Annotated in this window: 23 protein-coding genes; 7 read left to right on the top strand and 16 right to left on the bottom strand. The window is 69.2% G+C overall.

Going from position 1 to position 22,312, the window contains the following annotated elements; genetic code table 11:
• Positions 1-13: 13 nt before the first annotated feature.
• Positions 14-979, bottom strand: coding sequence for a D-2-hydroxyacid dehydrogenase (locus NVU01S_RS17390; protein ID WP_043667059.1), 966 nt, complete (start codon positions 977-979; stop codon positions 14-16).
• Between the two features lie 85 nt (positions 980-1,064).
• Between NVU01S_RS17390 and NVU01S_RS17385 the strand changes: the two genes are divergently transcribed.
• From NVU01S_RS17385 to NVU01S_RS17375, 3 genes are read left to right on the top strand one after another with little or no spacing between them, the layout of a single operon-like run.
• Complete coding sequence (locus NVU01S_RS17385) at positions 1,065-1,805, top strand: maleate cis-trans isomerase family protein (RefSeq protein ID WP_042259028.1); 741 nt, start codon at positions 1,065-1,067, stop codon at positions 1,803-1,805.
• Positions 1,806-1,820: 15 nt separating this feature from the next.
• Complete coding sequence (locus NVU01S_RS17380; protein WP_043667061.1) at positions 1,821-2,552, top strand: maleate cis-trans isomerase family protein; 732 nt, start codon at positions 1,821-1,823, stop codon at positions 2,550-2,552.
• Positions 2,539-3,216: a GntR family transcriptional regulator gene (locus tag NVU01S_RS17375; protein ID WP_043667064.1), complete on the top strand. Its 678-nt coding sequence runs from the start codon at positions 2,539-2,541 to the stop codon at positions 3,214-3,216. Before NVU01S_RS17380 ends, NVU01S_RS17375 begins: the two co-directional genes overlap by 14 nt.
• Here the strand turns inward: NVU01S_RS17375 and NVU01S_RS17370 are convergent.
• Both NVU01S_RS17370 and NVU01S_RS17365 read right to left on the bottom strand, forming a co-directional pair.
• Positions 3,201-4,046 (bottom strand): hypothetical protein, encoded by an 846-nt coding sequence (locus NVU01S_RS17370; RefSeq protein ID WP_244467163.1) that lies wholly within the window; start codon positions 4,044-4,046, stop codon positions 3,201-3,203. The genes NVU01S_RS17375 and NVU01S_RS17370 overlap by 16 nt on opposite strands.
• Positions 4,047-4,152: 106 nt before the next feature.
• On the bottom strand, positions 4,153-4,572 hold the full coding sequence (locus NVU01S_RS17365; RefSeq protein WP_043667066.1) for a DUF4345 domain-containing protein: 420 nt from the start codon (positions 4,570-4,572) through the stop codon (positions 4,153-4,155).
• Positions 4,573-4,708: 136 nt separating this feature from the next.
• Between NVU01S_RS17365 and NVU01S_RS17360 the strand changes: the two genes are divergently transcribed.
• A complete protein-coding gene (locus tag NVU01S_RS17360) occupies positions 4,709-5,323 on the top strand; it encodes a TetR/AcrR family transcriptional regulator (protein WP_043667067.1) in 615 nt (204 codons plus the stop codon).
• Positions 5,324-5,337: 14 nt separating this feature from the next.
• On the opposite strand, the gene truB is transcribed toward NVU01S_RS17360, so the two are convergent.
• The 3 genes from truB to NVU01S_RS17345 form a co-directional block, all read right to left on the bottom strand.
• Positions 5,338-6,243, bottom strand: a complete 906-nt coding sequence (gene truB / locus NVU01S_RS17355; protein WP_043667070.1) for a tRNA pseudouridine(55) synthase TruB — start codon at positions 6,241-6,243, stop codon at positions 5,338-5,340.
• Positions 6,243-6,911 (bottom strand): 4'-phosphopantetheinyl transferase Npt, encoded by a 669-nt coding sequence (gene npt / locus NVU01S_RS17350; RefSeq protein ID WP_042259035.1) that lies wholly within the window; start codon positions 6,909-6,911, stop codon positions 6,243-6,245. The genes truB and npt overlap by 1 nt, the downstream gene beginning before the upstream one ends.
• Positions 6,912-7,023: 112 nt before the next feature.
• Positions 7,024-7,980, bottom strand: a complete 957-nt coding sequence (locus tag NVU01S_RS17345) for a metallophosphoesterase family protein (protein WP_086006301.1) — start codon at positions 7,978-7,980, stop codon at positions 7,024-7,026.
• Between the two features lie 176 nt (positions 7,981-8,156).
• On the opposite strand from NVU01S_RS17345, the gene NVU01S_RS17340 reads away from it, so the two are divergent.
• Complete coding sequence (locus NVU01S_RS17340; protein WP_043667072.1) at positions 8,157-8,561, top strand: hypothetical protein; 405 nt, start codon at positions 8,157-8,159, stop codon at positions 8,559-8,561.
• Between the two features lie 49 nt (positions 8,562-8,610).
• Here the strand turns inward: NVU01S_RS17340 and NVU01S_RS17335 are convergent, their stop codons facing one another.
• From NVU01S_RS17335 to rimP, 8 genes are all read right to left on the bottom strand, one after another.
• On the bottom strand, positions 8,611-9,960 hold the full coding sequence (locus NVU01S_RS17335) for an MATE family efflux transporter (protein ID WP_043667338.1): 1,350 nt from the start codon (positions 9,958-9,960) through the stop codon (positions 8,611-8,613).
• A gap of 113 nt (positions 9,961-10,073) precedes the next feature.
• Positions 10,074-11,075 carry a DHH family phosphoesterase gene (locus NVU01S_RS17330; RefSeq protein ID WP_043667074.1) on the bottom strand — a complete coding sequence of 334 codons (1,002 nt, stop codon included), beginning with the start codon at positions 11,073-11,075 and terminating at the stop codon, positions 10,074-10,076.
• Positions 11,076-11,088: 13 nt separating this feature from the next.
• Complete coding sequence (gene rbfA / locus NVU01S_RS17325; RefSeq protein ID WP_014986910.1) at positions 11,089-11,529, bottom strand: 30S ribosome-binding factor RbfA; 441 nt, start codon at positions 11,527-11,529, stop codon at positions 11,089-11,091.
• 55 nt (positions 11,530-11,584) lie between these two features.
• Positions 11,585-11,875: a DUF503 domain-containing protein gene (locus tag NVU01S_RS17320; RefSeq protein WP_014986911.1), complete on the bottom strand. Its 291-nt coding sequence runs from the start codon at positions 11,873-11,875 to the stop codon at positions 11,585-11,587.
• Positions 11,876-11,943: 68 nt separating this feature from the next.
• On the bottom strand, positions 11,944-14,949 hold the full coding sequence (gene infB / locus NVU01S_RS42505) for a translation initiation factor IF-2 (RefSeq protein WP_082031935.1): 3,006 nt from the start codon (positions 14,947-14,949) through the stop codon (positions 11,944-11,946).
• A 109-nt stretch (positions 14,950-15,058) separates the two neighbouring features.
• Positions 15,059-15,418, bottom strand: coding sequence for a YlxR family protein (locus NVU01S_RS42500; protein ID WP_228832700.1), 360 nt, complete (start codon positions 15,416-15,418; stop codon positions 15,059-15,061).
• Between the two features lie 68 nt (positions 15,419-15,486).
• Complete coding sequence (nusA, locus tag NVU01S_RS17310; protein ID WP_014986914.1) at positions 15,487-16,518, bottom strand: transcription termination factor NusA; 1,032 nt, start codon at positions 16,516-16,518, stop codon at positions 15,487-15,489.
• A complete protein-coding gene (rimP, locus tag NVU01S_RS17305) occupies positions 16,515-17,189 on the bottom strand; it encodes a ribosome maturation factor RimP (RefSeq protein WP_014986915.1) in 675 nt (224 codons plus the stop codon). Before rimP ends, nusA begins: the two co-directional genes overlap by 4 nt.
• 240 nt (positions 17,190-17,429) lie before the next feature.
• On the opposite strand from rimP, the gene NVU01S_RS17300 reads away from it, so the two are divergent.
• The gene (locus NVU01S_RS17300; protein WP_244467164.1) at positions 17,430-18,035 is read left to right on the top strand and encodes a hypothetical protein; all 606 of its coding nucleotides are present in this window, start codon (positions 17,430-17,432) and stop codon (positions 18,033-18,035) included.
• Positions 18,032-18,466: a ferritin-like domain-containing protein gene (locus NVU01S_RS17295; RefSeq protein ID WP_043667098.1), complete on the top strand. Its 435-nt coding sequence runs from the start codon at positions 18,032-18,034 to the stop codon at positions 18,464-18,466. Before NVU01S_RS17300 ends, NVU01S_RS17295 begins: the two co-directional genes overlap by 4 nt.
• Before the next feature lie 185 nt (positions 18,467-18,651).
• Here NVU01S_RS17295 and NVU01S_RS17290 read toward each other — a convergent pair whose 3' ends face one another.
• Both NVU01S_RS17290 and NVU01S_RS17285 read right to left on the bottom strand, forming a co-directional pair.
• A complete protein-coding gene (locus tag NVU01S_RS17290; protein WP_043667100.1) occupies positions 18,652-20,403 on the bottom strand; it encodes an acyl-CoA dehydrogenase family protein in 1,752 nt (583 codons plus the stop codon).
• A gap of 144 nt (positions 20,404-20,547) precedes the next feature.
• Complete coding sequence (locus NVU01S_RS17285; RefSeq protein ID WP_043667104.1) at positions 20,548-22,305, bottom strand: proline--tRNA ligase; 1,758 nt, start codon at positions 22,303-22,305, stop codon at positions 20,548-20,550.
• Positions 22,306-22,312 lie beyond the last annotated feature (7 nt).

Genomic DNA, 22,312 nt, shown 5'->3' with positions numbered 1-22,312 from the left:
CCTCATGGCTCCTTCAGCCGGGCACGTACCCCAGCTCTTTGTCGACCACGTTGCGCAGTGGCCGGCCGGCGATCCAGTTGTCGAAGTTCTCGGCGAACACGGAGACGATCTCGGTCCGCCAGCCGATGAAATCGCCCGAATTGTGCGGTGTGATCGACACGTTCGGCAGATCCCACAGCGGGTGGTCGGGAGGCAGCGGCTCGGGCGCGACCACATCGAGCGCCGCCCCGGCGATCGACCCGGCACCGAGGGCGGCGACCAGATCGTCGGTAACTACGAGTTCCCCGCGGCCCACGTTGACAAACCTCGCATGCGGTTTCATCGCGGCGAATTCCCTCGCGCCGAACATGTTCCGGGTCTGTGGCGTCAGCGGGGCGATCGCCACCACGTAGTCGGCCGCAGGTAGCTCGGCGTGCAGGTCCGTGCCCACCGCGCCGAAATCCGGGTCGTCCGAGCGCATTCGCCGGCCCACCGCCCGGATGTTCATCCCGGCCGCGCGCAGCAGTCGCGCGATGGCGCGGCCGATCGAGCCGGTGCCGACGATCAGTACGGTGGCGCCCGCCACCCGTTCGTTCTCGCGATGTTCCCAGTCGTGGCGCAGCTGTCTGCGCAGCGCTCCGGGCAGGTCCTTGGCGAAGCCGAGGATCTGCCCCAGCACATATTCCGCGATGGCCGTGTCGAACAGGCCGCGCGTATTGGTCACCACGACGTCGCTGGCCCGCAGTTCCGGGAACATCGCCGGGTCCACCCCGGTCGAGCCCATGTGCAACCATTGCAGCCGGTCGGCCGCGGGCCACGCGCCGGGCAGGGCGCGGGTCAGAAAGTCGTAGACGAACAGCACGTCGGCACCGCGCAGCGCGGTCGCGAGACCGGCTGCCTCGGTATAACGCACAGTGGCCCGAGCCGATACGGCGGCCATCAGATCCGCCTCGGGCACGCGGTCACTGTGCAGGACGGTGACAATGGGGCCCGTTTCCACATTGACACACTAAGATCGCATCGTATGATTGTCAACAATCCGATCGCGTTCGGAGGTCTACCCAGCTGAGTGCGAGAGGGGCCGTATGGAACTCAGCTTCCCGGATATCGAGGGCCCGGTCGCACAGCGGGGCATCGGTATCATCGCGCCGTTCGACCTCGCGCTCGAGCGCGAGCTCTGGCGCTGGGCACCGATGGAGGTGAGCCTGCATCTGGCCCGTACCCCGTACGAACCCGTCCCCGTCTCTCTGGCGATGGCCGAACTCGTCTCGAATCCGGCGCATTTGACCACCGCGACCCGCGACGTACTGCACGTCGAGCCGGAAGTGGTGGCGTACCTGTGCACCTCGGGCAGTTTCATCAAAGGGCTCGAGTACGAACGATCCCTACGGGAAACCATCTGCGCCGCAGGCGCATTGGATGCGGTGACCACCTCCGGCGCGCTGCTCGAGGCGATCCGGCACCTCGACATCACCCGGCTCTCGGTGCTGACGCCGTACGACGAGGTGCTGACCGGCAAACTGCACGAGTTCCTCGGCGAGGCCGGGTGCACCGTCATCCGCTCCGACCATCTCGGCCTGGGCGGCGGCATCTGGAAAGTCAACTACCGCACCATCGCCGAACGCATCGTCGGCGCGAACGACCCGCAGGCTCAGGCGATCTTCGTCAGCTGCACCAACCTGCCCACCTACGACGTGATCGAGCCGCTGGAACAGGCCCTCGGCAAACCCGTCCTCACCGCCAACCAGCTCACCATGTGGGCCTGCCTCGGCCGGATGAAGCTGCCGATGATGGGCCCGGGCAAATGGCTACTGAACGTCTTCTGATCGGGAGCACAGCACATGCACACCACCACAGTCGGTTTCATCTATCCCGATCACGCGGCCGAGGACGACTACCCGCGGGCCGCCGCGGTGCTCGGCGCCGACCTGCCGGTGGCCCATATCTACGGCACCGACCTGCATGCCGTCCCCGAGCTGCTGGACCTGGGTAGCCCGGACAAGCTGCGCCACGGCGCCGAACTGCTCGCCCCGCACCGGCCGCAGGCCGTGGTCTGGGCTTGTACCTCAGGCAGTTTCGTCTACGGTCCGCGCGGCGCGCGCGAGCAGGCCGAGGCGCTGGCCGCCGCCGCGGGCGTGCCCGCCACCAGCACCAGCTTCGCCTTCGTCGACGCGGTGCACGCGCTCGGCCTGGACACCGTCGCCATCGCCGCCAGCTATCCGGACGAGGTCGCGCGGCTGTTCGTCGAATTCCTCGCCGACGCGGGCATCCGCGTCGTCTCGATGCGCAGCGCGGGCATCGACACCGCCGCCGAGGTCGGCACGCTGGACGCCGCCCAGGTTCGGCAGCTGGCCGTGGCCAACGATCACCCCGAGGCCCAGGCGCTGCTCATCCCGGACACGGCCATGCATACGCTGGCCGTGCTGCCGGAACTGGAAGCCGCCCTCGGCAAGCCGGTGCTGACCGCGAACCAGGTCACCATCTGGGCCGGGCTGCGCCTGGCGGGCCGCACCGCGACCTGTCCAGCCCTCGGCACCCTGTTCACAGAAAGGCACGCCCATGCCGCTCGTTGAGATCGAGCCGGTCAGCAGGCAGTCGACCGCCGAGGTGATCGCCGACCGACTGCGCGAGGCGATCATGCGCGGCAGCTTCGCGCCCGGCGACCAGCTCGGCGAGGCCGACCTCGCCGCCCGCTTCGACGTGTCCCGCGGGCCGGTCCGCGAGGCCATGCAGCGCCTCGTGTCCGAGGGTCTGCTGCACAGCATCCGGCATCGCGGCATCTTCGTCATCGACCTCACCCTCGACGACGTCGCCGACATCTACCACGCCAGGACCGCCATCGAGGGCGGCGCGCTCGAGCTGATCCTGGACGGCCGCCGCGAGATCGCGTACGCGGCGCTGCGCGAGAGCGTCGACCAGATGTGCGCCGCCGCCGAAAACGGTGACGCCGCCGGGCTTTCCGACGCCGATCAGGCCTTCCACGTCGCGCTGGTGGACAGTGCGGGCAGCCCGCGGCTGGCCCGCGCGGCCCGCACCCTGCTGATCGAGACCCGAATGTGCCTGGGCGCCTTGCAAACCACCAATCCGGACCTGCACGAGCAAGCCCGCGAACACGTCGAACTACGGGACGCGATCGGCGCCGGGCCCGCCGCCCGCGCGCGCAAGTTGCTGGTCGAGCACATGCGCTGCGCCGTCCAGGCCATCGCCGCCGATCGGAGCAGTCAGCAGCTGAAGTAGTGCCGCAGGCTCTCGGGGACGCCGTCGGCGGCGGCTTTCGACCAGCAGCGGTCGTGCGGAAAGACCAGATAGGTGACCCAGCCGCCGTTGCCGCGCCGGACTATTCGCTGACTGTCGCCGGGCGCATCCCAGGCGATGACACCCCAGGCGCCGTCGCAATAGTGCACCTTGGCCTGGTACTCGGTCAGCCCGCCGATATCGTCCAGGTCGTGCGCGATCGCCGCCGGGGAGCACTGCGGCTGTCCCGTGTCGTCGAACCGCAGCAGCCCTTCGACCACGTCGGCGTCGCGGACCAGGAAGAGCTGGTGCATCCCCTCCGGAACCGGTTTCGTGCCCGGCGGCGGGGTGCCCATGCCGAACCGATAGCAGCCGAGCGGCACCGCGAAGGTGGCCGAACCGGAGCCGTCGGTGACGGCCTGCCGGTTCAGTACCTCCCTGGTCTCCCCGAGCGGAATGTCGCGCGACGCAGGGTCACACGGCTGCACCAGGGTGACGTAGACCGGCACATTCGGCACCGGCACCTGAGAAAGAGTCCGGGTCTTGATGATCGCCGTGCCCATACCGGGCGGCGGATTACCCGGCGGTGGATTGCCGGGCGGCTGCGCACCCGGTGGCGGCGTGACCCGCGGCGGCTGCCCGGGCGACGGAATGAGCTTCGGCGGTTGACCGGGTGACGGATCTGTCGACGGCACAACGGTTGTCGACCGCTGCGTGGTGGAACTCGTCGTCGTCTTTCCCTCCGACGGCTCCGCGTCCCCACCGCACCCGGCGGCGACCAGCAGCACCGCGACGAGCACCCCCACCACACGTACCGTCCTGCGACCGACCATCGCCGGCACCTCCCCCGTCAGAGCAATCGGATACCCCGCCTATCGCCACCTTGCACTCGACGGTTACCACCGGTCAATCCCCATGGATCAGGGGCAGCAGCACAACTCAGCCGAAGGCCGGGGTGCGGTGCACCGAAGCGGTTGTGCCGAGGCGTTTTTCGTCGGCGCTCGCCAGCCAGAAGTACAGCGGGGGCAAGATGACCTCGATCGCGGTGAGCACGATCTGAAACCAGTGCGGCCAGCCATAGACGGCGACGGAGATGAACCGGCCGAGGGCGCCCAGCAGGAAAATGCCCGCGAGCCAGCGGATCACGGTCGCGGGGATCGGCCGCTGCCGGGCGGCCCAGATCCAGACGACGCCGTAGCCGAGGAAGATCGCGCCGAAGAACCGGGTCTGGCTGTCGGCCGTGACGCCGGACGAGCCCATCTCGGGTATTCCGTCGATGCCTGCCGCCAGGTGGAACACGCCGATCGCGACGCAGGCGACACCCATCACGAGGGAAAGCCATCTCAATGCGGCGGCCATATCGTTCCTCCCCGGGAATCCGGTTGTCGGACAGGCGGTTCCGCGGCCGAACGCCAGTCCGGAACGCCATAGTTGACGTCTGTCTACCAAGTACCCTACGACCCCTGGTAGACAGACGTCAACTAAAGTTCGATGGATGAGCACCCGCCGTCGCCTGTCCCCTGACGCACGCCGCCAGGTGCTGTTGGACGCGGGCGCGCGCTTGTTCGCCGAACGCGCCTACGACGCGGTGCTGATGGAAGACGTCGCGGCGGCGGCCGGTGTGTCCAGGGCGCTGCTCTATCGCCACTTCCCGAGCAAACGCGAACTCTTCGCGGGCGTCTACGAGCAGGCCGCGAACCAACTCCTGATCGACACGCCCCTCGACCGCGGCGCCCCGCTGGCCGAACAACTCGCCGCGGGCCTGACCACCCATTTCGACTACTTCGAGGCGAACGCCAACAGCGTGCTCGCGGCGAACCGGGTGCTCGCCGAGGATCCGGCGATCCAGGCGATCATCGCGGGTGAACTCGGCGAACTGCGCCGCAGGCTCCTCGAAGCGCTCGACGTCGAGGAACCGGTGCGCACCCAGGTGTCCTCGGTCCTGCTGAGCTGGCTCACCTTCGTCCGGGTACTCACGGTCGAATGGCTGGAGAACCAGCACTACTCACGCGCCGAACTGCTCGAGATCAGCATGGGCGCGCTGCTCGGCGCACTGCAGCCGATCCTCGGCCCCGACCTTGCCACCGCCGAAACGGCTGCGCCGCAGTAGATTCCGATCCGCGGCTACAGGTTGGACGGCCGCACGACCATGACCGACGCCGCCCGCTTACCGCTCTCCTGGAGCAGCGCGATCGCCCGGCCGGCCGGATCGATCGCCGCGTACACGCCGCGCAGACCGACCGGCTCGAGCCACCGTCCGTTGCGCAGGTCTTCGGCCTGGCTCTCGTCGATCTCGCGGTGCGGGAAGGCGGTGCGCACGGCCTCGTCCATGTCGAGGCTGAGCAACGAGCCGTCCGATTCGGCGGCCACCGCCAATTCGTCCAGGGTGCGGGCATGTTCGAGGGTGAACGGGCCGACCCTGGTGCGGCGCAACGCCGTCAGATGCCCGCCGACGCCGAGTGCCGCGCCCAGGTCGCGCGCCAGCGCCCGAATATAAGTGCCGGAAGAACATTCGACGACTACGTCGAGATCGACGAACTCACCCGCGGCCACGTCGCGACGGCCGAGAATGTCGAACCGGGACACCGTCACCGGCCGGGCGGCCAGCTGCACGTCCTCGCCCGCGCGATGCCGGGCATAGGCGCGTTCCCCGTCCACCTTGATCGCGCTCACGGTGGCCGGCACCTGATCGATATCGCCGGTGAGTTTCGCGATGTGCGTGGCGATTTCGGCGTCCGCGAGGTGCAGCGCCGAGGTGGTCGCGAGCACCTCGCCCTCGGCGTCGTCGGTGCTGGTGGCCTGACCGAGCCGGATCGTCGCGGTGTACGCCTTGGTGGTGAGGGTGAGCAGACCGAGCAGCTTGGTCGCCCGGTCCACGCCGAGCACGAGCACCCCGGTGGCCATCGGATCGAGCGTGCCGGCATGCCCGACCTTCTTGGTGCGCAGCAGCTTCCGGCATTTCGCGACGACATCGTGACTGGTCCAGCCACCGTCCTTGTCGACGATCAGCAACCCGCCGAGACCGGCCATCAGACGTGCACGATCGCGGTGAGGATGAACCCGTCGACGATCTGCCACTTGCCGTCGAACGACAACAGCGGCACGCCACCGTCGTTCGTCTGCCCGGGCACCAGGATCTGGCTGTGGAACGTGCCGCGGCCGGCGCCGACGGCATTGTCCTCGAGCTCGAAGGTGATGTGCGCGTCCTCGAACCCCAGCCAGCGCAGGGTGAGCGGCCACCACGCCTTGAACGTCGCCTCCTTCGCACAGAAGATCAGGCGGTCCAGGTGCAGCGGCGAATCCGTCGCGCGCAACCATTCCCGCTCCGGCGGCAGCGAGACCGAATCCAGTACGCCCTCCGGCAGTTCCGCGTGCGGCTCGGCATCGATCCCGATCGAGCGGAAGCGCAGCTTGTGCCCGAGCGCCGCGGCCCGGTACCCGTCACAGTGGGTGAGGCTGCCGACGATCCCGCGCGGCCAGATCGGCGCGCCGCGCTCGCCCTTGCCGATCGCCACCGGCGGCTCGCCCAGCTCGGCCAGCGCCAGGCGCGCGCAGTGCCGGGCGCCGATGAAGTCCCGCCGCCGCTTCTCCACGGCCTTCGCGATGAGATGCTCTTCCGCCGGATGCGCCGTCAGATCCGCCGGAAACTTCAGCAGCTCGGCCGACGCAACCCCCGCAGGCAATATGTTCTCGATCATCGGGGACGAGCCTAGTCGAGCGCCCCGCCCCGTTCACGCACCCCTTCTGCGTTCCCGCACCCGCTGCGGCCTGCCGGAACGGGTGCGCGAACGCAGAAGGGGTGCGAGGAGGTCACAGCCCGCGCCGGCGGCGGGCCTTCAGGCGCATTTCCTCGGCGGCGGCCTTCATCTCGGGGGTGACCTGGAAGTGGCCGCCCCACTCGTTGAGGGTGCCCGGCGGGTACTCCGGGGCGGGCAGGATCTGGCGGAGCAGGCGGTCCGGGAGGCCGCGGCGCTGCCATTCGCGCGGATAGCCGAGCGACACCTCTTCGAAGCGGACACCGTCGTAGTGCGAGGTGCGCGGGATGTGCAGGTGACCGTAGACCGAGCAGACCACGTTGTAGCGGGTGTGCCAGTCGGCGGTCTGGTCGGTACCGCACCAGAGCGCGAACTCGGGGTAGAACAGCACGTCCGTCGGCTGGCGGACCAGCGGGAAGTGGTTGATCAGCACCAGCGGCGTGCCCTCGGGCAGCGCGTCCAGCTTGCGCTTGGTGACCTGCACGCGGGCATTGCACCAGGCGTCGCGGGTCAGATATGGATCCGGGGAGAGCAGGTACTCGTCGGTGGCGACCACATTGCGGTCCCGCGCGATCGCCAGACCCTCGGCCTTGGTGGTCGCGCCCTCGGGCAGCCAGGTGTAGTCGTAGAGCACGAACATCGGCGCCAGCGTCACCGACCCGCCGTGCTGCTCCGCACCCGCGCCCTCCCACGCCGGGAAGGGGTCCTCCGGGGTCAGCACGTCGAGATCGCGGCAGATCGACACCAGGTAGTCGTAGCGGGCGGCGCCGGTCATCTGCACCGGGTCCTTCGCCGTGGTCCACAGTTCGTGGTTGCCCGGCACCCAGATCACCTTGGCGAACCGGCCACGCAGCAGCTCCAGCGCCCACCGGATGTCGTCGGTCTTCTCCCCCACGTCCCCGGCCACGATCAGCCAGTCCTCCGGCGAGTCGGCTTTGATCTGCTCGACGACCGGCCGATTCCCCTGGTGCCCGACGTGAATGTCGCTCACCGCCATCAACTTGGGTATCACCACACCCACCTTAAGCACACCCACCCCCTCCGCGCCGCCCACCCCCGGACGCGCCGAGATCACCGACCGCGGCACGCGGCGACCTGACAAACGGAATCCCGAAACTTCCGAATCGAAGCAAGCAGCACGGTAGGTTGCGGGCCATGATCGCACGCAACACAATTCGAGGGTTTGCCGTGGCATCATCGGCCGCGGCAGCCATCATCGCCGCTCCCGGTCTCGCCGGGGCGGCCGTCACCATCCCGCCGAGCAGCGCGACCTTACAAGTCGCGGGCGGCACCGTCACCGCGACCCTGACCACGATCAGCTCGGATTTACCCGCCGCTCAGGTGCAGTGCACACTGCTGATCGACGGCGACCCGCAGCAGAACGAGCTGTCCGACCGAGCCGCCGCACCGGCCGACTTCACGCTGAGCCGCGAGGTGGCCGCGGGCGACCACCTGGCCGTCACCTACTGCGCCGACTACGCGGGCGACTCGCCGACGCCCGGCACGTACCCGACCCTGGCCTGCGCCAAGGTGTCGGTGCCCGCGGGCACGGTCGAGTCGTTACCGGCCGACCGCTGCTTCCTGCCCAACTGACGCACCGTACGGAGCGCGAAACCCCGGGCCCGGCCCGGGGTTTCGTTCGTCAACCGACGGACTGTCCGCGGCCGGGAACCTCGGCGCCCACCTGCGCCCAACGGCCGGACGCCGCCCGCCAGGACACCGCGGCCAGCCGCAGCACCATGAAAGCCACCAGACCGGCCCAGATTCCGGCGATCCCCCAGTCGAACGCGAGCGAGAGCCAGATGGCGGGAAGAAAGCCGAGCAACGCCGAGCCGAGCGTGCTGGTCCGCAGATAGGCCGCGTCGCCCGCGCCGAGCAAGACGCCGTCGAGGGCGAACACGATGCCCGCGACCGGGATGATGCCGACGAAGAACCACCACGCGACATGGGTCCGGTCCAGCACCGCGGGATCGTCGGTGAACAGCTTCGGGATCAGCACGGCGCCCGCGGCGAAACACGCGGCGAGCCCCAGGGAGAAGATCTCCGACCACTGGGTGACGCGCCGAGCCAGCGTCCGCGCGCCGGCCGCGTCGTTCGCGCCGAGCGCGGCGCCGACCAGGGTCTGCGCGGCGATGGCGAGCGAATCCAGGGTCAGCGCAAGGAAATTCCAGAGTTGCAGCACCAGCTGGTGCGCCGCGACCGAGGCCGCGCCGAAGCGGGACGCAACCGCCGCGGCCGACACGAAGCAGGCCTGGAAGGCGAGGCTGCGCACGATCAGATCGCGACCGAGCACCAGCTGCGCCCGCATCACCGACCAGTGCGGCGCGAGCGGAACCCGCTGGCGAACAAGGGTATTCAGGAACAACGCCGCCATCACCAGCTGGCCGATCACGTTCGCGACCGCCGACCCGGGCAGCTCCATCCGGGGCGCGCCGAGCAGCCCGTGCACCAGTACCGGGCACAGCACCCCCGAAATCGCAAGCCCGGCAACGACGTAAATCAGCGGGCGGCGCGTTTCCTGCACGCCGCGCAACCATCCGTTGCCCGCCATGGAGATCAAGATGAGCGGCACCCCGAACAGCGCCACCCGTACCCACAGCAGGGCCTCGTCGGCGATATCCCCGCCGCCCGAGATCGCGGTGGTCAGCGGAACCGCGCACAACTGGACCAGCACCAGAATCGCCAGTCCCACACCGATCGCCAGCCACGTCGCCTGCACCCCTTCGGCCACCGCGCCGCGCTCGTCCCCCGCCCCGTGCCGGCGCGCCGCCCGCGCCGTCGTCCCATAGGACAGAAACGTCAGCTGCGAACTCACCTGCGCCAGAATCAATCCGCCGACCGCGAGCCCCGCCAGCGCGAGCGCGCCCAACCGCCCGACCACCGCCAGATCGAACAACAGATACAGCGGTTCGGCGACGAGCACACCGAGCGTCGGAATCGCCAACCCGAGAATCCGCCCCGGACCCGCCTGCGCCGCAGGCTCGGCGACCACCGCACCGGTCGCCACGGTCGACGGCGCGGCACCCGCGGCCGGATCGTCCTCGATCGGCCGCGCACCCTCGCCACTCACGCATCCACCTCGTCACTCGACACCGTAGGGGCTACTCACTCCAGCGCGGCCAGGAGGGTGGCGACGAGGTCGTCGGCGGTGCCGTAGGCGGTGTAGCCCGCGGCGAACCGGTGTCCCCCGCCGCCGAGTCCGCTCGCGATCTCGGCGACGTCCACGCCGTCGTTCGCGCCCGGCCTGCTGTCGCGCGACCGCAGCGACACCGTCCAGCGGTCGGCGACGGTGCGAGATTGCTTGAACACCGCGGCGATTCCCGCTTCCGAGGTGGTGCGGACGATGTCGATGACGCTTTCGGCCTCTTCGGAACTCACCTCGGCGATATCGTCGCGCCGCACGAACGCGTACACCAGCCCGATGCCGCCGCGCACCTGCGGCACGAGCTGGGTGGTGCCCAGCACCTTCGACAGCATGGTCAGCCAGCCGAAAGGGTGGGTGTCCAAAAGGGTTCGGGCGATCTCGGCGCCGTCGATGCCGGTGGCGAGCAGCCGCTCGGCCAGCACGTGGGTACCGGGACGCACCCAGCGGAACGATCCGGTATCGGTCACCAGTCCCGCGTAAAGGCAGTGCGCCACTTCGGGATCGATCGGAATGCCCCAGGTGTCGAGCACCCGCACGATCAGGCTGGTGGTCGATTCCGCGCCGGGGTCGATCACGTTGATCGTGCCGAACCGGGTATTCGATCGATGGTGGTCGAGCACCAGAACCGTTGCGGCCCCGGCCATTCGGTCGGCGAGCGCGCCGAGGCGCCCGGCGCTGCCGCAGTCGACCGCGATCAGCAGGTCGACCTCGGCAGGCACCTCGGCGGGCGGCACCAGATGCTGCACACCGGGCAGTGACCGCATCGATTCCGGCAGCTCGGCGGGCTCGGCGAACGACACCCACACCGGGATCCCGCGCCGGTGCAGGATCAGCGCCAGCGCGAGACCACTGCCGACCGTATCGGCATCCGGTTGCACATGACAGAGGACGGTGACCGAGCGGGCGGCTTTCATTGCCTCGACAGCCGGTTCGAGGTCGACTGTTTCCCGCATCGTCGTCATCGTCTACCGCATGTCACTCGTCGTCGCGTTCGACCTTGTAGGGGTCGGCGTCACCGGCGTGCCGGGCCGTCGCGGCCACCTTGGCCACCGCCTCGTCCGCCGCCCTGGCCTTGGCCAGCAGCGCTTCCATATCCGCCGCGACCTCGGGCACTTTGTCGAGCACGAACGCCAGGGTCGGCGTGAACTTCACGCCGGTGCCCGCGCCGACCTTCGAGCGCAGCACGCCCTTGGCCTTCTCCAGCCCCTGCGCCGCGCCCTCGTAGTCCGGTTCGGCGTCCAAGGTTTCGCCCAGCACCGTGTAGTACACCGTCGCCTCGCGTAGATCGCCGGTGACCTTGGCGTCGGTGATGGTCACGAAACCCAGCCGCGGATCCTTGATCTCGTATTCGATCGCGGTCGCCACGATCGAGGAAATCCGCTTCGCGAGTCGGCGTGCCCTGGCTTGATCCACCATGGCTGAACCCTCCTCTTTTCACTGGTGACGGGAGTGAACGGACCTCCCGCCACGGTCAATCTTCGGGTCCGAAGATCCTGCGGCGCACTGCCAGCAACTGTAACTCCGGACGTGCCGCGACGTGTCGCTCGCAACGATCGAGTACCTCGGTCAGGTGATCCATACCGGAACTGACCAAGGCGACCCCGAGCAACGAGCGACGATGGCGGTCATGCTCCCCACCCTCGGCGGCACTCACCCCGAAACGCTGCAGTTCGGCCAGGATCGGCCGGATCACCGAGCGTTTCTCCTTGAGCGAATGCACATCCCCCAGGAGGAGGTCGAACTCCAGTGCACCCAGGTACACCCATCCACCTCGCAAAGTTCGAAAGGCCGGACCGTGCGTCACGCCGGGCGTGACGCACGGTCCAGAGCTCAGTCGCGCGGCTTTTCGCGCAGCTCGTAGGCCTCGATGATGTCGCCTTCCTTGATGTCGTTGTAGGTCAGCGTCAAACCGCATTCGAAGCCCTCGCGGACCTCGGTGACGTCGTCCTTTTCCCGCTTCAAGGAGGAGATCGTGACGGTTTCGGCGATCACCACGTTGTCGCGGAGCAGGCGCGCCTTGGCGTTGCGCTTGACCGAACCCGAGGTGACCATGCAACCGGCGATGTTGCCGACCTTCGACGAACGGAAGATCGCGCGGATCTCCGCCCGGCCCAGCTCGACCTCTTCGTAGATCGGCTTGAGCATGCCCTTGAGGGCCTTCTCGATCTCGTCGATGGCCTGGTAGATCACCGAGTAGTACCGGATGTCCACGCCTTCGCGGTTGGCCAGCTCGGTCGCCTTGCCCTCGGCCCGGACGTTGAACCCGATGATGATCGCGTTCGACGCCGACGCCAGGTTGACGTTGGTCTCGGTGACACCACCGACACCGCGGTCGATGACCCGCAGCCGCACCTCGTCGTCGATCTGGATGCCGAGCAGCGCCTCTTCGAGGGCCTCGACGGTACCGGAGTTGTCGCCCTTGAGGATCAGGTTGAGCTCCGAAGTCTCCTTCAGGGCGGCATCCAGATCTTCCAGGCTGATCCGCTTGCGGCTGCGCGCGGCCAGTGCGTTGCGCTTGCGCGCATTGCGCCGGTCGGCGATTTGGCGAGCGATCCGGTCCTCGTCGACCACGAGCAGGTTGTCACCGGCGCCCGGCACCGACGTGAAGCCGATGACCTGGACCGGCCGCGACGGCAGCGCCTCGGTGACGTCGTCACCGTGCTCGTCGACCATGCGCCGGACGCGACCGTAGGCGTCGCCCGCCACGATCGAATCGCCGACGCGCAGCGTGCCGCGCTGGATCAGCACGGTCGCCACCGGGCCGCGGCCACGGTCGAGGTGCGCCTCGATGGCGACACCCTGCGCGTCCATGTCCGGGTTGGCCCGCAGGTCGAGCGCCGCGTCCGCGGTGAGCAGGACGGCCTCGAGCAGCTGGTCGATGTTGGTGCCCTGCCGCGCCGAGATGTTGACGAACATGGTGTCGCCACCGTATTCCTCGGCCACCAGGTTGTACTCGGTCAGCTGCTGACGGACCTTGTCCGGGTTCGCGCCTTCCTTGTCGATCTTGTTGACTGCCACCACGATCGGCACGTCGGCCGCCTGCGCGTGGTTGATCGCCTCCACCGTCTGCGGCATGACGCCGTCGTCGGCGGCGACCACCAGGATCGCGATGTCGGTGGCCTTGGCACCGCGGGCACGCATGGCGGTGAACGCCTCGTGACCCGGGGTGTCGATGAAGGTGATGAGCCGGTCCTGCTCGCCGAGGTGGGTGAGCACCTGGTAGGCGCCGATGTGCTGGGTGATGCCGCCCGCCTCGCCCTCGCGGACGTTGGCCTTGCGGATCGTGTCCAGCAGTCGGGTCTTACCGTGGTCGACGTGACCCATCACGGTCACCACCGGCGGACGCTGCTCGAGGTCCTCTTCGCCGCCCTCGTCCTCGCCGTAGGTCAGGTCGAACGATTCCAGCAGCTCGCGGTCCTCGTCTTCGGGGCTGACCACGTGCACGACGTAGTTCATCTCGCTGCCGAGCAGCTCGAGCGTCTCGTCGTTCACCGACTGGGTCGCGGTGACCATCTCACCGAGGTTGAACAGGGCCTGTACCAGGGCGGCCGGGTTCGCGTCGATCTTCTCCGCGAAGTCCGACAGCGAGGCGCCGCGGGCGAGCCGGATGATCTCGCCGTTGCCGCGCGGCAGCCGCACGCCGCCGACGGCGGGCGCCTGCATGCTCTCGTACTCGGCGCGCTTCGCCCGCTTCGACTTACGGCCACGACGCGGGGCGCCACCGGGACGACCGAACGCACCGGCCGCACCGCCACGGCCACCGGGACCACCCGGACGACCACCGCCGCCACCGGGACGACCACGGAAACCACCCGCGGCGCCACCGGCACCAGGCGCACCCGTGCCGGCACCGGCGCCACCACCGGGCGCGCCGCCGCCGCGGTAGCCACCGCCACCGCCGCCGGGACGACCCGCGCCACCGCCGGGACCGCCACCGGGACGACCCGGACGACCGGCGCCGGGTCCACCGGCACCGCCCGGCCGTGCCGCACGAGACGGCATGGCACCGGGGTTGGGCCGCGGCGGCATCGAGCCGGGGCTCGGCCGCGGGCCACCCGGACGCGGGCCACCCTGACCGGGAGCCGGACGCGCGCCGCCACCCTGGGCGGGCGCGCCGGGACGCGGGGCGCCCTGGGCCGGACCCGGACGCGGACCGCCCTGAGCCGGACCCGGACGCGGGCCACCCTGGCCCGGAGCCGGACGCGGGGCGGGACGCTCAGGCGCCGAGGAGTACGGATTGTTGCCGACCCGAGGCGTTTTCGGGCCGGGACGCGGACCGGAACCACCCGGACGCGGGGCGCCCGGGGTCGGGGCGCCGGGACGCTGCTGCTGCTGACCCGGACGCGCGGCATTCGGCGTCGGGCGCGGGGCGGCCGGAGCCGAGCTGGTCTCGGCGGCGGCCGACGCGGCGGGTGCCGGTGCGGATTCGCGCGCCGCGGCCGGCTTCGGCGCGGGCGCCGGGGTCGGACGAACCGCGGGGCCCGGCTTCACGGCCGGTCCCTCGGTGCGCGCCGGGCTCGCCTCGCGGACGGTTTCCTGGGCGGCCGGGGCGGGCGCGGGGGCCGACGGGCGCGGCCCCGGGCGGGGACCGTTTCCTGCGGGCTTCGCGGCCGGACGGGCCGACGAGGACGGGCCGGGGCGTGAACCCGACTTGGTGCCGTTCGACGGGGCTGATTTCGATGCGAACGACTCACGCAGCCGACGCGCGACGGGAGCTTCCACCGTCGACGACGCAGACTTCACGAACTCGCCCTGCTCCTTGAGCGTTGCGAGTAGTTCCTTGCTGGTGACACCGAGTTCTTTGGCCAACTCGTGCACGCGGGCCTTGCCTGCCACTGCTCTCCTCACTGAGAGGTCGAGCAGTGCACCCGTTGTTCAGGGACGGGGCCCGCACGACCTCGGGTTATCTCCGATGGACGTTCATCGTTGGTGCTTCACGGTGTGCTCATGAGTGCTCGTGCCTGTTCTCGAGGTACTGCTCCAGGGCTGAGATATCCAGATTTCCGGACACTCTTAGTGCTCTGCCGAATGCTCGGCGCCGTTCTGCCGCGTTCAGACAAGCCGAGACGGGGTGCAACCAGGCACCCCGTCCGGGAAGTCTGCGCCGCGGATCGGGAACGATCATGACAGCAGGGGCACCGTCTCCGGTATCCGATTTCCGTGCCACGATCCGTAACAGACCGGCGGCCAACTCGCGCTTCCGGCATCCGATACAGGTCCGAATCGGTTGCGCGTGCTGAACCTCTGTCCACTCTACCGCTGCACCGGTCGGATCACCGAACCGCTCCCCTGCGGAAGTTACCAACATGTCATCCCGATGGCCCGAATCGCGCCCAGTGCTGTTCAACGCACAGTGCGTCGCGCCGGTTCCGGTCAACTGCGGTGCGCCTCCGTCCGCACCGTGCCGCCGCCCATGTCAGGGGCCGCGTCGCTGCGGATATCGATCCGCCAGCCGGTCAGCCGGGCGGCCAGCCGAGCGTTCTGACCCTCCTTGCCGATGGCCAGCGAGAGCTGGAAGTCCGGCACCACGACGCGCGCGGCCCGTGCTTCGGGATCGACGATGGTGACCGACACCACTTTCGACGGCGAGAGCGCATTGCCGACGAAGGTCGCCGGATCCTCGGCGAAATCTATGATGTCGATCTTCTCCCCGGCCAGCTCGCTCATCACGTTGCGCACCCGCTGCCCCATCGGCCCGATGCACGCGCCCTTGGCGTTCACTCCGGACACCGTGCTGCGCACCGCGATCTTGGAGCGGTGCCCGGCCTCGCGGGCCACCGCGACGATCTCGACCGAGCCGTCCGCGATCTCGGGCACCTCGAGTGCGAACAGCCGCCGCACCAGGTTCGGGTGCGTGCGCGAGAGCGTGATCTGCGGGCCGCGCGGACCCCGCGAGACGCCGACGACGTAGCACTTGATCCGGTCGCCGTGCTCGTAGGTCTCGCCGGGCACCTGCTCGGCCGGCGGGATCAACCCCTCCGCGCCGTGCAGTTCGCTGCCGATGCGCACGACGATGGTGCCGCGGGCGTTGGCGCGCGCGTCGCGCTGCACCACACCGCCGACGATATCGCCCTCGTGCGTGGAGAACTCGCCGAAGGACTTCTCGTTCTCGGCGTCGCGCAGCCGCTGCAACACCACCTGGCGCGCCGTGGTCGCCGCGATCCGGCCGAAACCCTCAGGGGTGTCGTCCCATTCGGAGATCACGTTGCCGTCGGCGTCCAGCTCGCGCGCCATCACCCGGACCGTGCCGGTCTTCTGGTTGATGTCGATGCGCGCGTTGGGCTGGTGGCCCTCGGTGTGCCGGTACGCGGTGAGCAGCGCCGACTCGATCGCGGAGATCACGGTCTCGATCGAGATCCCCTTGTCGGCGACGATCGCGCGCAGGGCTTCGATTTCGATGTTCATTCCACGATCCCTTCGGTCGGCGAATCGGACGCTGTTACTGATCCGGGTAGTGCATTCGTTGTTCCTGAAACATCCGCGGCGTCGACCGCCGGCACATCATCTTCCTGGCCGGGCACCGGGCGCCCGGGCGCCACGCCGCCGGCGAGTTCCATTTCCCGCGGCCCCGGCTTGCCGAACTCGACCTGCACCACCGCTTCCGCGATGTCGGCGAGCGGCACGCGCACCCGATGCGGCTTGTGTTTGCCGCCCAGCACCAACGCCACTGTATCGCCGTCGAGCACACCCACCCTGGCCTCGAATTTCCGGGCGCCACCCGAGTCGGGAACGGGTGCGCCCTCGCGTAGCTGCACGAGCACTTTGCGGCCGCGGGCGCGACGCCAGTGCCGATCCTCGGTGAGCGGACGATCGATACCCGGGGTGGTGACCTCGAGCAGGTACGGGGTCTCGCCGAAATCGCCTGCCTCGTCCAGCAACTCCGAGACTTCGGCGCTGAGTACGGCGATCGAGTCGAGATCGGACGGTCCGTCGCTGTCGACGGTCACCTTCACACGAGCCTGCGCATCCGCATGCTTGCCGGCGGTCGAGATCTCGACCCCTTCGAGGTCGAACCCTCGGCGTTCGACTAGTCCAGCTATGAGCTGGCTCAGCCTTTCCTCGGTCGGCATCGGCATCTGGGGCGGCTCCTGGTTCAGTTGTGACGGCGGTAGGGAAATTACTTCAACCGAAGGTCTAGCGTAACGCGCTCAGAGAGTGTAAAGGACCATCGGGCAAGCAGTACGCGCGCCACTCGCGGCCGATCGACGGCTCCGCGGCGGCAGCGAAGCGTACCCAGGCGAGGGCCGCCGCGTCGAACTCCGAGGACCGGCGGTGCCTGGTCCGAGGCACCCCGGCGAATCTGGCACGATGGTGCCGTGCCCATCCGCCCTCCCGTGCAGCCGAACGCCGCACGCTCTTCCGGCTCCCCGTCCGACCGGCACGCTTCCCGGTTTCCGCTGGACCGCCGCACCGTATTACGGCTCGCCGGTGGCGGCACCGTCGGCGTGCTCGCGCTCGGCGCGGCCGTCGGCTGCACCACCGAGGACACCGTGCACGAGCCGGATCCGCTTGCCGTCCAAGAGGTTCTGGCACGCGCCGACGCCGCGGCGGCCACCGCCGCGATCGCGCTGGCGCCGGCGAAGCACAGTGCGCTCACCGCGATCGCGACCGAAAGGACCGCGCACGCAGACGCTTTGCGCACCGAGATCGAGCGAGTGATCGGCGTCTACGGCGACGGCACCAAGCCGGTGCACCGCACCAGGACGAACGCACCGGGGCAGGCATCGGGTCCGTCCGCGGTGGCCTCCGGTTCGGCGGTGCCGCCCGTCGCGCCGCCCAGCCTCGACACCTTGCGCGCGCAGCTCACCGAGTCCCGGCAGGCGGCCGCCGCGCTCGCGAGTACCCAGTCGGGTTACCGGGCCGGGTTGCTCGCCTCGATCAGCGCGGCCTGCGCCGCCCAGGCGGGGGTGCTGCTGGCATGACCGATGCCGAACGTCAGGCACTGCTGGACGCGCTGCGCGCCGAATACAGCGCGGTCTACGCCTACGGCGTGGTCGCCGCGTACGCCTCGCGCGAGCGCTACCGTCTCGTCGGCGAGCACACCGCGAGCCATCGCGCCCGCCGCGACGCCACGATCGACGCGCTCACCGCGGCGGGCGTCACCGCCCCGCCGCCGGACGCCGCCTACACGATGCCGTTTCCGGTGAACGATCCGATTCCCGCGGCGCATCTGGCCGCGACCGTCGAGTCCGACACCGCGGTCGCGTGGCGGGCCGTCGTCGAGCACGGCACGTCCGAGGCGCTGCGCCGGATGGGCATCGACGCGCTCACCGAATGCGCGGTCCGCCTGGCCACGTGGCAGTCCATCCTGGGCACCGACCCGCCGACAACACCGTTCCCCGGCAAGGTCTGAGCCGAAACCCCCTGTGCGCCAGGACACCTCAGGAAACTCCGGACAGCGAGTTTCACCTGCCGCGAGCCGGGTACCCGTCACCCATATTGGGTGTGCGGTTCGTCCGGCAGCAGGGCCGGGGTGAACTCGCACGAAAAGGCCGACCTCACAGGGCTTGCGGGGTCGGCCTTTTCGATGTTCGCGGCTTACGGACGCATCTCGTAGGCGCCGTCGTAGGCGGCCACCTCGGCCCAGACCCGGTCGAAGCGCGCACGATCCGCCACCGGCGGGCGCAGCGCCGACGCGGCCCAGGCCTGCTGGTCGGGGCTGGCCGACAGCTTGCCGTACAGCGTGGTCGCGTAGGTGTTGAAATCGCGCACCTGGAAATCGAAGATCTGGTCGAGCAGATCGCGGTCCAGTCCGGTGATCGCCGCCTGCTCCAGGATCAGCTGACCGTAGACCACCAGGGAGAACAGGTGGCCGATGGTCAGCATGAAGTCGAGATCCTGCTGCTGGCCGGCATCGGGCGCAGCGGTGCTCAGCAGCGTGCGCAGCGCTTGGGCCTGCTCGTAGAAGCGGCCGACATTCGGGATGTCGGCATGCTTTTCATAGACAGGGGTCCAGTCGGCGAACTGCACCTTGCCCGCGCCGCGGGCCGGGCCCTGCCGCCAGAAGAACTCGTCGTCGGCCGCGTCGAGGCGGGTGCCGATCTCCGGGTACTCCTTGGGGTTGAACAGATAGTTCGGCATGAACTTCAGGATCTGCCCGACGTTGACGTGCACCGTGCCCTCGAGCCGGGGCAGCGTGTTGATCAGTCGCTGCACCTCGGCGAAGTAGGTGTTCTTCTCGAATCCCTTGGCCGCCAGCACATCCAGCAGCAGGGTCATCACCGTCTCGCCCTCCGAGGTCACCTTCGACTTCGTCATCGGGTTGAACAGCAGATAGCGCCGGTCGTCGAGGCTCGCGCTGCGGAAGTAGTCCACGGCACGATCGCTGAACAGCTTCATCGCGACGATGCGCGCGTAGGCGTCGACGAAATTGGTGCGCACGTGCGGGAAGTCGGTGACCGGGTTGCCGTACAGGATGCGGTTGTTCGCGTGCGTGATCGCCTCGTAGAAGGAGTGCTCGACCATGCCGATGCCGCCGTGGCACAGGTTGAACTTGCCGACGTTGACGGTGTTCAGCGCGGCCGAGAAGGCCTCGGGTCCGGTGTGCAGGATGTCCTCGGCCCGCACCGGGTAGTTCTCCAGACGGAACGTGCTGACGTACATCTGCTGGTGCACGACATTGCCCAGCAGGTGGTAGTTCTCGTGCCTGCTGTCCGCGGCGAACCAGACGTAGCCCTCGGCGCCCTCGACATCGGAGCGGCGGGAGAACACCGAAACCATGCTCGCCACATTGCCGTTGCCGATGTAGTACTTCTCGCCGTTGGCGCGGAACAGGATTCCGGCCTCGGCGTCGGCACTACCCGGCTCGCTGGGGGTCAGCACCAGGTCGGTGTTGTAGATGTCGGCGCCGTGCTCGCGCTCGGACAAACCGAATGCCATCACCTGGCCCGCGGCCAGGTCGGCGGCCGCGCGCTGCTTGGCATCGGTGTTCTCGCTCTGCCAGATCGGCCCGAGCCCGAGGATGGTCACCTGCTCGGCGTACCAGTAGGCCAGCCCGTAGAAGCCGAAGATCTCCGACAGTGCCGCGTTGCGCGCCGCGTCCCAGCGCCGGTTCTCGTCGCCGTCGGCGAACTCGGCGGGGGTCAGGAAGGTGGCGAACAGCTTCTCCTTCGCGACGAACTCGAGGAAGTCGGCCGTCCAGACCGCGTCCGCGTCGTCGGCCAGCAGCTGCTGCTTGCCCCGCGACTCGAACCACTCGATGGTGGCACGCAGCAGTCGCCGGGTCTCGGCGTCGAAATGCTGCGGGTCGTAGGTGGCAGGGTTGAACAACAACGGATCGGTGCTCGTCATGCCGTTAACTTACCAGCGGGTAACAGCAGCCCATAGCCCCTCCACCCCACTTCACACCGCAAATCCCGCCTACGGTTCCGTAGGGTCGCGCTTACGCGAAACGGCCCCGATGGGATCCACCGGGGCCGTCGCTCGAGTACCGGGTCAGCCGCGTATCCGGGTGAGGACGGCGTCGACGGCCGAGTCCGCGGGGAGTTCGGTGGCCTCACCGGTGAAGCGGTCGCGCAGTTCCACCTTGCCCTCGGCCCAGCCGCGGCCGATGACGAGAACCACAGGCATACCGAGCAATTCGGCGTCCTTGAACTTGACGCCGGGCGAGGCGGTGCGGTCGTCGAAGAGCACGTCCAGCCCCTTGGCGTGCAGCCCGGCGACGACCTGCTCGGCGCCCGCACGGGCCGCCTCGTCCTTGTTCGCGATGACGACGTGCACGTCGTACGGCGCGACCTCGGCCGGCCAGCGCAGCCCCTTGTCGTCGTGCTGCTGTTCGGCGATCACCGCGACCATGCGGGAGACACCGACGCCGTAGGAGCCCATGGTGAGCCGGACCGGTTTGCCGGTCTCGCCGAGCACATCCACCTCGAAGGCATTGGTGTACTTCTGGCCGAGCTGGAAGATGTGCCCGATCTCGATACCGCGCGCGGCCACCAGCGCGCCCCGGCCGTCCGGCGAGGGATCGCCGTCGCGAACCTCGGCGGCCTCGATGGTGCCGTCCGGGGTGAAGTCCCGGCCCGCCACCAGGCCGACCACATGCTTACCGGGCGCGTCCGCGCCGGTGATCCAGGCCGTGCCGGTGCCCACCCTGGGGTCGACGAGATAGCGAACACCGTTGGCCTGCAACGCCTTCGGGCCGATGTAGCCCTTCACCAGGAACGGGTTGGCCGCGAAATCCGCCTCGGTGAGCAGCTCCACCTCGGCCGGCTCGACCGACGCGCCGAGCCGCTTGTCGTCCACCTCACGGTCGCCCGGCACGCCGATGCCGACGATCTCGGACTTGCCGTCGGGATGCCGCAGCTTCACCATGACGTTCTTGAGCGTGTCCGCGGCGGTGACCGGACGGCCGAACTGTTCGGCGATGCCCGCGCTGTTCGCCCAGTCGACGAGCGTCGCGATGGTCGGCGCGTCCGGGGTGTCGTGCACGACCGCCTCGGCCAGGCCCTCGAGCGGCAGCGGCGCGGGCGCGGGGGTGACCACGGCCTCCACGTTCGCCGCGTAACCCGACTCGACACAGCGCACGTAGGTGTCCTCGCCGACCGGGCTGTCGGCCAGGAACTCTTCGGACGCGCTGCCGCCCATCGCGCCGGAGGTGGCCGCGACGATGACGTACTTCACCTGCAGCCGATCGAAGATCCGCTGGTAGGCCTCGCGATGTGCGGCATAGCTGGCCTTCAGGCCGTCTTCGTCGAGGTCGAACGAGTACGAGTCCTTCATGACGAACTCGCGGCCGCGCAGGATGCCCGCGCGCGGACGCTCCTCGTCGCGATACTTGGTCTGGATCTGGTACAGGGTGACCGGCAGGTCCTTGTACGAGTTGTATTCGCCCTTCACGGTGAGCGCGAACAGCTCCTCGTGCGTCGGGCCCAACAGGTAGTCCGCGCCCTTGCGGTCCTTCAGCCGGAACAGGCCGTCACCGTATTCGGTCCACCGGTTGGTGGTCTCGTACGGGTCGCGCGGCAGCAGCGCGGGCAGCGAGATCTCCTGCGCGCCGATCGCGTCCATCTCCTCGCGCACCACATCCTCGACCTTGCGCAGCACTCGCAGGCCCAGCGGCAGCCACGAGTAGACGCCCGGCGCGATGCGCCGCACGTAGCCGGCGCGCACGAGAAGTTTGTGGCTGGGCACCTCCGCGTCGGCGGGATCGTCGCGCAGGGTACGCAGGAAAAGGCGGGAGAGGCGGGTGATCACGGATGCA

Origin of the sequence: Nocardia vulneris, assembly GCF_001613425.1 — a bacterium.
GTDB classification, from domain to species: Bacteria; Actinomycetota; Actinomycetes; order Mycobacteriales; family Mycobacteriaceae; genus Nocardia; species Nocardia vulneris.
This window is presented reverse-complemented; position numbering and strand designations above follow the sequence as displayed.